Origin of the sequence: Mycoplasma parvum str. Indiana (assembly GCF_000477415.1) — a bacterium.
GTDB lineage: Bacteria > Bacillota_I > Bacilli_A > Mycoplasmatales > Mycoplasmoidaceae > Eperythrozoon_A > Eperythrozoon_A parvum.
The window spans coordinates 416,710-429,395 of the sequence record NC_022575.1; the positions used below are offsets into that span (position 1 = coordinate 416,710).

Annotated in this window: 12 protein-coding genes; all 12 read right to left on the reverse strand. The window is 26.3% G+C overall.

Going from position 1 to position 12,686, the window contains the following annotated elements; genetic code table 4:
• Nucleotides 1-12: 12 nt before the first annotated feature.
• Nucleotides 13-498: a hypothetical protein gene (locus PRV_RS02130; protein WP_022770203.1), complete on the reverse strand. Its 486-nt coding sequence runs from the start codon at nucleotides 496-498 to the stop codon at nucleotides 13-15.
• 15 nt (nucleotides 499-513) lie between these two features.
• Complete coding sequence (locus tag PRV_RS03140; RefSeq protein WP_022770207.1) at nucleotides 514-960, reverse strand: restriction endonuclease subunit S domain-containing protein; 447 nt, start codon at nucleotides 958-960, stop codon at nucleotides 514-516.
• Entirely contained in the window at nucleotides 845-1,666 is an 822-nt protein-coding gene (locus tag PRV_RS02140; protein WP_022770211.1) for a restriction endonuclease subunit S, read from the reverse strand. Before PRV_RS02140 ends, PRV_RS03140 begins: the two co-directional genes overlap by 116 nt.
• Nucleotides 1,667-1,811: 145 nt before the next feature.
• Nucleotides 1,812-2,642 (reverse strand): hypothetical protein, encoded by an 831-nt coding sequence (locus tag PRV_RS02145; RefSeq protein WP_022770215.1) that lies wholly within the window; start codon nucleotides 2,640-2,642, stop codon nucleotides 1,812-1,814.
• Between the two features lie 77 nt (nucleotides 2,643-2,719).
• Nucleotides 2,720-2,860 carry a hypothetical protein gene (locus PRV_RS03055; protein ID WP_158430850.1) on the reverse strand — a complete coding sequence of 47 codons (141 nt, stop codon included), beginning with the start codon at nucleotides 2,858-2,860 and terminating at the stop codon, nucleotides 2,720-2,722.
• A 206-nt stretch (nucleotides 2,861-3,066) separates the two neighbouring features.
• Complete coding sequence (locus tag PRV_RS02155) at nucleotides 3,067-3,567, reverse strand: hypothetical protein (protein WP_144062313.1); 501 nt, start codon at nucleotides 3,565-3,567, stop codon at nucleotides 3,067-3,069.
• Nucleotides 3,568-3,781: 214 nt separating this feature from the next.
• Entirely contained in the window at nucleotides 3,782-4,645 is an 864-nt protein-coding gene (locus PRV_RS02160) for an MPN551 family DNA-binding protein (protein ID WP_022770230.1), read from the reverse strand.
• Between the two features lie 60 nt (nucleotides 4,646-4,705).
• On the reverse strand, nucleotides 4,706-6,931 hold the full coding sequence (locus tag PRV_RS02165) for a class I tRNA ligase family protein (protein ID WP_022770234.1): 2,226 nt from the start codon (nucleotides 6,929-6,931) through the stop codon (nucleotides 4,706-4,708).
• A complete protein-coding gene (aspS, locus tag PRV_RS02170) occupies nucleotides 6,932-8,569 on the reverse strand; it encodes an aspartate--tRNA ligase (protein ID WP_236608062.1) in 1,638 nt (545 codons plus the stop codon).
• Between the two features lies 1 nt (nucleotide 8,570).
• The gene (gene hisS / locus PRV_RS02175; RefSeq protein ID WP_022770242.1) at nucleotides 8,571-9,851 is read right to left on the reverse strand and encodes a histidine--tRNA ligase; all 1,281 of its coding nucleotides are present in this window, start codon (nucleotides 9,849-9,851) and stop codon (nucleotides 8,571-8,573) included.
• Between the two features lie 54 nt (nucleotides 9,852-9,905).
• The gene (locus PRV_RS02180; RefSeq protein ID WP_022770246.1) at nucleotides 9,906-11,486 is read right to left on the reverse strand and encodes a CTP synthase; all 1,581 of its coding nucleotides are present in this window, start codon (nucleotides 11,484-11,486) and stop codon (nucleotides 9,906-9,908) included.
• Between the two features lie 19 nt (nucleotides 11,487-11,505).
• On the reverse strand, nucleotides 11,506-12,684 hold the full coding sequence (locus PRV_RS02185; protein WP_022770250.1) for a DUF1967 domain-containing protein: 1,179 nt from the start codon (nucleotides 12,682-12,684) through the stop codon (nucleotides 11,506-11,508).
• Nucleotides 12,685-12,686: the final 2 nt, after the last annotated feature.

Here is a 12,686-nt window from a genome sequence, read left to right on the forward strand (position 1 = left end):
TTATTTATTTAATTACTTTGACTTCTTTCTAAAACAACTAACTTCCAGTTTATTGTTATCTTCTTTAGATTTACTTTTAATACAGGTCATTGAATCAGATTCAGTAATTCAAGTTTTTTCATAATTTGATTCTTCATTTCCCAATAAACCATATCTACCAATAATGCCTGTAAAAACATATTCATCTGAAGAAATTCACATTCAAATATCTGGTTTAGATTCCAATTTATTTCACATTTTTTGATTACTTATTAAATCACAATTAACTGTGATCGCTTCAGGTATTAAATCTCTTCCATCGTCTAATATTTTTTTACAAATTTTTTTATTATCTTTGCCGTTTTCAATATATTCAGAAAGTAATTTCTCATTTTTATTTTCTGAATGTTTTTTCAAAATTGTTTGATTTTCTTTTGAATAATAAAGAGTTGTCAAAGTAATAACAGAAGCTCCCGAACCTATTAGTGCAATAGGCAACAAAACTTTTAAATAATGCAATTTAATTATTTATTTTTAAAAAATTTCTAATTTTTCTATAAAAATTCTATTCAACAAATCTTTTTTAGTTCTATCCAATATTTCTATTTTTGACTGTAAATTTTCAATTTTTAATTGAATATTTTCACAAAAATCATTAAATTTTTCTAAAGTTTTGTCATCTGGGATTAGTATTTCAAGATTTTTAATTTTGGACGGCGTTAAACATCTTAGTTGTATACTAGAAACTACAATTTGGTTTAATCTTGGAATATGAATATTTTTTAAAGATTCAAAAATTAAATAAAAATATTCAATATCCTTAGGTATTAATATAAAAACTCCATTACTAGCTTCGAATTTTCCTCTAAAAAGTTTTGTGTGAAAATTTGTCCCTCCTTGAGATATAAAAATAGCAGCAGAGTTTTCACAAAAAGTTGAAGATCTTTTTGTATCAAATGAAGAAGTAAAGAAAGGATACACATTTTCACCATATATATATATATATATATTGATTTTGTAACGCGTGACTTGCTGGTTTTGTTCCTTTTGTAATGCTAGCCATTTCTTCCAGTTTTAATCTTTTTCAATTATTTTGGAAATTATTTAGTAATAATTTTTTATAAAAATAAGTTCTTAAAGCTTCTAATAACTCAATTTGTCGTTCATTATTTTCAGATAATTCATCATAAGCAGAAAGAATATCTCCAATTTTTTGTTGAATTTGAAATAAAGGGTAAGGAAATTTAACAATTTTTAATCTTTCCGTAGTTAAAGAAAGTCTAGTGGTGGCACTCTTGGCGAGAGCAAGGCAAGAATCTTTTATTTGAGAAAAATCAAAACAATATTTGATGAATTTTGGATCTGAAATCCCTTGATAGGAATTGAAGCCATGTATATGACAGGATAAACAAGAGGTCTTACTCAGTAAAGCAGAATCGGCAATATTTCCTTCACTAGAAATACATACAGTATTTATAGGGAACAATTTTCCTTGTTTTAAACCTTTTTGGTTATAAAATTTTTTTACTTTTCTTATAAAAAGCCTTGATGATTTGCAATCTTGTGTTTCTACAAAAGGTATATTTCCATTTTCAAAAAGAGTTGGGTCATTTTTTGGATAATGAGTTTGTTTACCTCTATTAAATGTTCCTAATTTATCTAAAGTCGTTAATTCTCACTTATACATTTATAAAAAAATACTTAAATGGAATTAAAAAATAATTTAATAACTTAAAGAATTTTCTTTTATTTTTTAAAAAATAGAAAAAGTTTCTAATAAAAAATTAAGCTATTGATTTTTGTTATTTTAAAGAGTTATAGAGCAATTAAGACTACTTACTATTTTTTACCAAGCCTATTAAATCAACCAATTCCTTGATAATTTTTTCAGATATAGTGTTTTCAACTTCATATTCAAGCGCTTTTTGCTCTTTTTCCCATAATTCTTTATTTTGTTCTATAGCTCTTTGATTCAATTGAAAATATCAGCTTTGCCCTCGGCTTCTATTTTTAACGTTTTTTAAATTCTCGTAACGAGAATATCTCTCTTGGAACTTCTGCAATTTTTCTTCTCCCAGTATTGCTGCCAGAAGATTCTCTCCACTTTTTTTACTTCCATCTAATCATTGTGATAAATTTAAAGACCTATCAATCATACTATATTCAATCTTTCTAAGGGCAGAAACATTTGATTTTCGTTTCTCAACACTTAAATCATCTAATTCGAGTTTTCCCTCATTTCCTTTTATTTGTTCAAGTTCTTTCAATAATTTTTGTTTTTCATCTTCCAATTCACTATATCTTTTATAAAAGTTATAGATAGCTCCTCTCTTTCAAAAATTTCCATTATTAGACCTAACTTGACCAAGTGCCCCTCCTCTTCCTTGTTTATTCTCTCTTAATTTAATTTCTCCCAAAATCTTCTTGAAGTTATTGCGATAATTATTTAAATACCTATTGTATTCCTCTAACTTCTTCTTCACTTTTTCTCCAATTTCATTAATTCTATCTCCATCGGAATTTCCACTAACAACTCCTTGAACTATTTCTTGAAAGCTGTTAATATTAACCTTTCCTGTTGAAACCTTTAATAAAATAGGCTCATTAAAGCTATTGATTTGTAAATTTTTCGAAAAATCATTTTTAGGAAAATTTACCTCCATTTTTTCTTTAATTGTTTTAGATGAAAAATTATTTAAATTAACAGATTTACCTTTATTAGATAAGTCTTTTAAAGTTACTAAATATTTTCCTCCCCCCCCGCAAAAGGAATATTCGGAATTAAAAATCCTGAATTTTTATTGTTTGGAGATAAAAAATATCAGAAATTCCCTCCAGCTAACAAAGGAAATAACGAATAAATTCCATATTTGTAATTCAAAAAAATAGTTATTAATTATTCAATTTTTTCACTAGTTTCTCAATAACTAAGATAATTGCTTAAAAATATTTTCTTTAAAAATCATTTCAAATAAATCTTCTTTAAATTTTTATCTAAAAAAATAATTAATGGAGATTGAATCTCCACTAATTTCGCCCCTAAATCAACCTTTTAAAGAAAACCATTATCAAACAATTCTTATATTTCTAGGTCTTATGATCAATACCAATTTTTCTAAGATCATCTCCCGCAAACTTTGAGCAACTTATTTCAAATCTATCATGTGAATTTTCAAATTGTTTCTTATTGCATTGAAAACCATTATTAGTTTTTCAAATATTCCCTTCCATTTCATCTCCCAATAAGTTATATCTAGTCAACACCCCAGAAAAACTATCTGATAAAGTTCATAATCAAATATTCGGCCTAGAATTTATTGATTTATCTAAAACTTTATTACTTATCAATTTGCAATCAACTTCTACGGCGTCAGGAATAAAATTTCCAGACTCTTCTATTCTTTTACAAATTGTTTTGCCTTTTTCACCTTGTTCAATATATTCAGAAAGAACCTTCTCGTTCTTTTTTTCTAAATTTTTATCTAAAACTGTTTGATTGCCCCTAGGATAATAAAGGGTTGTAAAGGCAATAGCAGTTGCTCCTCCACCACTCAATGAAATAGGTAATAAAAAATTTAAATATTTCAATTTATCTAATTATTTTTTAATTAGTGTTTTACTTCAGGTGTAGGGCATACAATAATTAATCTTTTTGTAAAAATCCTTCAATTAATAGGAAAATTATTTTATTAATTTATTAATTCTTCTAATTTTTAGTAATCTTTCCTCATTGATTGCCGTAAAAACGGCTTTAAAAAATTTAAAAAAACTAATTAAATATTGAATATTTCGAGCTTAATTTTTATAAAGAAGGGAATCCATATCTAATTCAATTTAGATCTTTAGGGGTCATTGGAGGACTTATTCCTCTAATGATATATTTTTTATACCATTCTTCCGCATAATCAATCACTTTTTTAAAAGCTTGTAAATCTATATTCATTTCTTCAATAACTACGACTTGAGGATTTTCCTTTCCTAACTCCTTTTTGGGAGTGGGATTGAAATTTTCAGGCTTTAAATAATTATTTTGATTTAAAAAGGCTATACAAAAATAACCTTTTTCAATGCCCCTTAAATAAAGATATAAAGCTAATTGATATTGATATTCTTCAGGTATTTTCAATTCATTATTCGAGAAAGCAAACCATTTATGAATATTTCCCTTATATTCCTTAATTATTGGAATTCCCTTAATATCTTTTACTAATTGAAATTCATTATCCTTGAAATCTCAAGAATAACTGTCTAAGGGTGTAGTTTTAATTTCAATAATTGATTTAACTTTGCCATTTTCAAATTCTTCTCCATCGGGAATTCCCCCAAAAATCTCATTATCTGGAAACAAATCATATTGAATTTCATCTGCATTATAGGACTTAAAATGCTTTCTTAATTCTTTTTTCGCATATGTTAATAATGTTTTTTCAATTACTGTTCCAGCATTAGAAAAATAAGGTTCTATTTCGCTATCTACAAAACCTAACATTTCGCATCAAATCTGAAAAGGAGTTTTATATTTATTTCTTCCTATTACAGCTGCAATTCTTGAACCTGTAATTTTTCGTCTATATTTGGCAGATTTAAATCTGCCTAACTTAGTCAAAGAAATTTGATTATTAGCAAAATAAAAATCATCAGGATAAAAATAATTCTTGAACTTCATTAAAAGAACTTAAAAATTATTTTTTTAATAATTTCTATATTTATAAATAACAATATTTTATTAAGAAGGTTTTATAACTAAATTAATTATTTTTCCATAAACAATTATGTATTTATTTAAAAAAACTTCTTTAAGTAAATTTTGACCTAATTCACTTCCTTTTAAATAAGCCATAATTTCTTCATCTTCTTTTAATTCACTAGGAATTTGCAAACTTCCTTTATATTTATTATTTACTTGAACAGAATAATTTAAAAAAGAAGGAGGTTTACTTTCCTCTTGAGAGGGCCAAGAAGAAAGATAAACAGACTCATTATTATCTAATATTTCTCTTCAAATTTCTTCTGCGAGTGAAGGAGCTAAATAACTTAAAAATTGAATAAAAATTGAATGTTCAACTCTATTTTTATTTTCTTTTTCTTTCAAATAATTGAAAAAAATCATTAATTCTGAAACTAAAACATTGAATTTAAAAGAATTAATACTATATTCAACTTTTTCTATAAATTCATTAAGTTTTGAATTATTAAGATTTTTTTCAATTAATTTATTCTTGGTTTCGAGGAAATAAGAATAAATTTTCTTATTTCAAGCAGAAAAAGTGGACAATTGCCTATTATCTCAATATTGAGTAAGTTCCAAAGGACCTAAAAAAGCTACAGCGAGCCTAGTAATATCTCCTCCCCATTCTTTCAGTAGTTCTTCTACTGAAAGATAATTATTTTTAGATTTTGACATTTTTTTACCATCTTCTCCTAAAATCATACCTTGATTAACTAATTTCTTAAAGGGTTCAGAAATACCTTTAAGATTTAGGGCTGAATGAATTACTTTATACCAAAATCTAGCATAAATTAAATGCATAGTTGCATGTTCTTGTCCCCCAATATAAAGGTCGACAGGCATTCATCTTTCTATTAAATCTATAGCTTCTTTGCTTTTTAAGGGGAGATACGAATCTCCCTTTTTAAGTAAATAAGCTAAATAATATCAAGAAGAAGCTGCTCAGTTAGGCATTGTATTAATATCGCGCTTAAAACCCTTTTGAAAATTAACCCAATTTTCATAATGTGCTAATGGTGCGTGATATTTTTTATCAGTATTTTCAATATTTTTATAAGGAGGCAAAACTAAAGGGAGTTTTTCTTCCAAAAAAATATGCCCTTCTTCGTCATAATAAATTGGGAAAGGTTCTCCCCAATATCTTTGTCTCGAAAAAACTCAGTCTTGTAATTTAAAAGTAATTACTTTAGATAAGATTTCCCAATTTAAAAAAGAAGGGATTCTTTTTTTTGCTACAAGATCACTATAAATTGGATGTAATTCTTTTTCTGAAATATTTTCTCCTTCTCTATATTTAATAGGTATTTTGTTTAAAGTTTGAGCATCATTGTAATAAAAAAGAATTTCATTATCTTTGACTGGATGTTTTAACTCCAAAAGATTAAATATTTCAGAATTTTTATAAATATAAAAGCCAGAAATAGCTCTAAGTTTATCTATATCTTCTTCTAAATGTTCAAAAATTCTGCCTTTAAGCTTTAAAGAAAATTTAAAAGCTTCTTTTTCGCCTATTCATTCTTCTTGTATTTTTTTAATTCGGTCAGATCACTCTAAAAGAGATAAATCTTTTTTAAGTAGATGAGCAAATTCTGTAATTTTTAATACCCATTGTTTTAATTTTTTATTAATAACTGGATAATCTCCCCTATTTGAGTAGAATTTACCATCTTTTCCTTGATATATCTCTTCATTAGCTAAAACAGTATGTAATTCCTCTACTCAATTGACTTGTTTAGCTTCTAATGAAGCTAAACCTCTATTATAGAATAAAAGAAATAATTCTTGAGTAATTGCATAATAATTTGGATCAGTGCTATTTATTTCTTTTTCAAAGTCATAACTAAAGAATAATGACTTTAATTCTTCCCTAAATTTAGTAATATTTTTTTCAGTAAAAATGCTGGGATCAGCCTTATTTTGAATGGCATATTGTTCTGCTGGCAGTCCAAAAGCATCCCAACCCATTGGATGTAAAACCGAAAAACCTTTCATTTTTTTATATCTAGCTATTATGTCAGAAGCTAAATATCCTTTAACATGACCTATATGTAATCCAGCCCCAGAAGGGTATGGAAACATGTCTAAGATATAAAACTTAGGCTTATTTAAATCATCGACAAAACTATAAGTTTTTTCTTCATCTCATTTTTTAACTCACTTTTGTTCTAATAATTTAAAAAAATTTTGCTCCCCATTGGGAGCTTTAGAAGAATTATTACTCAATTAAAGAGTTTTTCTTGAGAAACTCATTGAACAATTTCCGTGGCTATTTTTAGGAAAAGCTATTACTTCCCTTATATTTTGAAGATTCAATAATTCTGATAAAAATCTATCTCAACCTATAGCTATTCCTAAATGAGGAGGAACACCATATTCTAAAGCTTCTAAAAATCAACCAAATTCTTCCTTAATTTCTTCTTTTGAATAACCAAGAATAGTGAAAATTTTTTCTTGCAATTCAGCTTTAAAAATTCGTTGCCCTCCGGAAGCTATTTCAACTCCATTTAAAACTAAATCATATCCATGAGATTTTCAATCTAAATAAGAAGGATTTTCTAAACTGTCTTGAATTGGTAGTGTAAAAGGGTGATGACAAGTACTTAATTTTCCATCTTCTCCTTCCTCAAAATATGGCCAATCAATTATTCAGAGAAATGAATAAGAATCATTTGCTCAATTTTTATCGTTTTTCTGCAAATATCTAATTAAAGAAGTTCTTAAAGTTCCCATTTTTAATAATTTTTCTTTTCTATCTTCTTTATTAGCTAATAAATAAAACAAATAATAGTTATCTTCAGAATATTCCAATTTTTCCGAAAAAGAAGATATTCATTTATCATAATTACCTCCTATTATTTTTTCTCTTGTTCTGTAAATATAGTTAAAATCTCAACCTATTTCATTTTTTAATTCTTCAATATTTAATTCCATTTTTTCTACTTTAAGAACAAAACAATATTCTGCTGGCAGAGCTTCAAAAGATCGAAAATTACTAAATAAATTGAAAATGCAAGGAGAAAATCTAAGGTCTGGTTTGTCAGTGCCATATTTTTCCATTGCTTCTTCATAACTAAGTCTCTTAAAAGGTATAGAAGGAAAATCTGCTTTTATTAATTTTTTAACCAAAAAAATTAATAAACCTTCTATTATTTCGAATAATTTTTCTTGAGTAGAAAAAGAAAGCTCTAAATCAAGCTGTGAAAATTCATATTGTCTATCTTCTCTCATTTTTTCAGCTCTAAAACTAGTAGCAAATTGAAAATATTTTTCAAACCCTCCAATCATTAATAATTGTTTATAAATTTGAGGGGATTGCGCTAATGTAAAGCTTTTTGGAACATTTACATTTTCTTGAGTCTTAAATGTTTCTGCTCCTTCTCTAGAAGAAAAAGAAAGAATAGGAGTGGTAATTTCATGAAAATCTAAATTATGTAAATAAGAAGAAGCAAGAAATTTAGCTTTAGAACAAAAAGCTAAATTTTTATGGAGCTTATCTCTTCTTAAATCTAAATAACGATATTTCATTCTGAATTTTTCTTCACTAATTTTTTCTTCACTTAAATCTATTGGAAGAGCTTTTGCAATACTTAAAAGTTCAATACTTTCTCCTATAAGTTCAAATTCTTCAGAATTTCTCTTTTGAGAAAGTATTCCTTGAATTAAAACAGTACTTTCTCTAGTTGGAAGTTCTATCTCTTTTTTTTGAAAAACTACCTGAATTTTTCCACTACTATCTCTAATAACTAGAAAAACCAACTCTTTTAATTTTCTAACTATTTCAACAAAGCCAGCAATAACAACTTTTTGATTTAAGGGGAGAGTTAAATCAGAAATTAATATTCTTTTTTCTAATAATTTCAAATTAATTGTCAAATTCAACGGTTCTTTTAACTTTTTGTATTAAGACCTCTTTATTGTCTAAAGGAAGAATTATTTGATAATTCTTATATTGCCTTTTTAAGATAATTTCTTTATTTAAGCTTTCTTTCTCCCCATAAATTAACAATCATTTAATTCCTAGTTTTTCAGAATATTTGAAATGAGAAGCTAAATCTTGAGAATCTCAATTTGTTTCTACTTTAACTCCTTCATTTTTTAAATCTTGAATTAAATTCAAGATTTTACTTTCCACTTTAGGAAGTAAATAACAAACATAAATTATTTCTTCTTTGTTCCTCAAAAATGGCCATTCATAATTAACTTCATTTAAAGCTAGTTGTAATCTATCAAAGCCAATAGCCATCCCTAGGGATGGGACTGCCTTTTTTTGCGCTTTACCAGTCTGAAATTTATCAAACAATTCATCATATCTTCCCCCTCCAGCTATTGCCAAATCATTTATCTGCCATTCAAAAACTATTCCTGTGTAATAATCTAAACCTCTAACTAAATTCTCATCTCATTGATATTTAAGATTTAGAGATCTTAAGCACTTTTGAATCTCTTTTATTCTTTCTTTCTCTTCTTCTGAAAAAAAATGAGATATTTTAGGAGCATCTTTTATGATTTTTAATTTAGAAACTTGCTTATCATCCAATATTCTTATTGGATTATTAATAATTCTTTCTTTGGATATTTGATTCAATTTATCAGAATGTTCAGTAAAATATTTGGTCAATTCTTTGGATCACTCTTTTTTAATTTTTGAAGAAGAAAGATAATTAAGTTTCAAAATGGGATTAAGTCCCAACTTTTCTCTTAGAAATTTATTCATTGAAAAAATAAGTTCTACTTCATAAAAAATTGAAGAAGCATTCACAATTTCTATCCCAAATTGAGTAAATTCTCTATATCTCCCTTTTTGAGGTCTTTCATATCTAAAACATTGTGTTAAATAGCAAAATTTTAAAGGAGAAGAAACTTTATCTAATGCTTTTTGATTAATAACTTCTCTGGCTATAGAGATTGTTCCTTCGGGCTTTAAAGCATATTTTTTACCTTCTAAAAAAAATATTTCTTTTTCAAGAATATTTTCTCCAACCTCATTACTTCCAACAAAAAGATCACTATATTCGATTGTTGGTAATTGAATTTCTAAAAAATTATTTTTTTGAGCTCACTCAAGCAAAAGATTTCCTAAATGTTTTCGTTGTTCTAGCTCATCTCCTTGAAAACTTCTAGTCCCTCTTGCTGGAGCAAACATTATTTTTTTAAATGTTGAGTTTCTAAAAAATTCTTAAAATTAGTATTTTTTAATTTATTTAATTATTGCAGCTGAAATAGCTCTAAGGAAAATTGGTTCAGCGGCCAAAGGTCTGGAATTAAATTCTGGATGATATTGAACTCCCACGAAGAAAGGATGATTTTTTAATTCAATTCCTTCTAAAATATCATCCTTTCAAGCAGATAAAACTAAATCAGAATTTTTAAATTCTTGATTTTCTTCCGCTAATTTTTTATTAAAAATATATCTACTTCTATGTCTAGCATCCTTTTTAGAAGCTCCATAAATCTTATGTAATAATGTATTTTCTGAGAAAGTAACTTTTATCTCCCCTAATCTCATTTCTTTACTATCTGATCAAGGAATAATTATTGGATAGCTAGTATTAGGATTTATCTCTACACTATTAGCATCTTCAATTTTTAAAGCATTTTTAAAAAATTCAATTATTGCTAATTGCATTCCAAAACAAATACCTAAAAAAGGTACATTTTTCTCTCTAGCATATTTAATTGCTAAGAAAATACCTTTTAAAGATTTTTCTCCAAAACCCGGAGGAATACAAATTAAATTGAACCTTTTCAATTGATCTTCTGTTTTTAAATTCTCGGATTTTAAAACAGAAATATCTAATTCAGCAGAAAGTTCATATCCTGCAAATTTCAACGATTGAATAATAGAATAATAGGATTCGGGACAAGAAGAATATTTTCCAACAATCGCAATTTTTAATTTATGTTTTTTATTAGCTTTAATAGAATCATTAAATTTTTTTCAATTACTTAATGCTCCTTCCTTGAGGGAATGATTGGTTTTCAAATTTAATAAGAAAGATAATTTAGAAAATAATTTTTCTTTTTCATATAAATGTAAAGGAATTTCAAAAATATCTAATTCATAGGAAGAAGAAAAAATATTTTCTCTAGGAATTTGAGGGAAATTAAAGCTTATTTTTGAAATTTCTATTTCACTTAAATTAGTATTACCTTTTAGTATTAAAATATCGGGAGTAATCCCGACTTCTTTCAATATAGCTAAAGAATGTTGAATGGGTTTAGTTTTTTTATCTCCATTGTAATTTAAAGATAAAACTGGAGCTAAATGGACAAAAATCATATCATTTTTTATTTGATTTTTTAAATATTCAGCAGCCAATAAAAAGGGTTTTTGCTCTAAATCAGAAACAGTTCCTCCCAACTCAACTAAAAGAATTTCAGTATCTGTATTTTCAAAATATTTAAATTTTGAGACAATTTCCTGAATTACATGAGGGACTATCTGAACTGTTTCCCCATTATATTCTCCATTCATCTCTTTTTTTAGGACATTGTAGAATATTTTTCCAGCTGTACAGCAAGAGGCAGCACTTAATTCAATTCCTAAAAATCTTTCATAATGTCCTAAGTCTAAATCAGTTTCTTCCCCATCTTTAGTAACAAAAACTTCTCCATGTTGATTTGGAGATAAAAATTTGGAGTTGTAATTTAAATAAGGATCGAATTTCAAAACACTACATTTGAAGCCTTCAAATTGTAGTACTTTTCCAATTGAAGAAAGAGCAACTCCCTTACCTAAAGAAGAATAAACACCACCAGTTAAAAAAATAATTTTCATATTTATTTATTCATAATACTTAATAAAGAGTGGCTTCAAAATTATAAATCTTGATAACTTCCCCCTCAATTCCCCCATTTTTTTTAATGATTTTCATTATTTCTTCAAGTTTTAATTTTTCTTTTAATCTTTCTAAATTATGTCAAGTAGTTTGTGGAATTCTAGAAGTTCAATAATTTAATCTACTAGATTGAATTTCTCAAATATTCTCATTTTTTGATATTTTTAATTCTTCTTTTTCGGGAAAAATTTCATCAGAATATTCTATATATCCTTCTGAATCAATATTTTGATCACTTTTAAAAGAAGGTAGTCCTTGAAATTTAGAAAATTCTTCATTTAATTTAGAAAGCAAAAAAGAATTTTTTGCTTCTAAAGGAATAAAAAAACAATTACTTTTATTTTTTTGATTTTCTTTTATATTATCTGTATAAACTATTTTTAAAAGATATTCAAAACCTTTATTTTGTAATTTTTTTTCTATAGAGGATAATAATTTTTCTAGTTTTTCTAAAAAATCATAATGAAGAATACATATAAATAATCTACATAAATCTAAATGAGAAGAATAAAAATTATTTAACTTTTCTTTTTCAAATATTTCAACTGGAAAATCAAAAAATTCTATTCTGTTATTTTGAAAATAAATCTCTTCTTTAGAATTTTCTCAATACTTTTGTAATTCAGTTTCTTCAATGTTTAATAAATTAAGCACTCCTACTCGCTTAAATTCTGAATGAAGTAATAAAATTTCTTTTTTTTCCCCTTCTTCTCCTAATTCATAAAGTTGAGGAGCTTGATATTTTGAACTTTTAAAAGATTTATTACCTCTGCCTCCTCTGCCTCCTCTGCAAACTGGAAAATCTTCAGAATTAGGAAGAATAGTTATTTTTTTAATTTTTTTTGATAAATCATAAATTTCAGTATTTTCTGGAATACTAATAAAAACATCTTTCCCTGAAAGTCCGGTTTTTCCTTCTTTTCTTCCTGGGCTGCCATTTTCAGCTTTTCAAAAATATTTAGTAATTGAAGAATAATCAGATAATTTTTTATTAATACTTAAAAAAATAGTTCCTCCGTCCCCACCATTTCCACCACTAGGGCCCATTCTAGTGTTGTATCTATTACTTGCTCAAGAAATTATTCCATCTCCACCCCTTCCAGCCTGTAGTTTTAGTTTTATAAAAAGATTGTTCAATT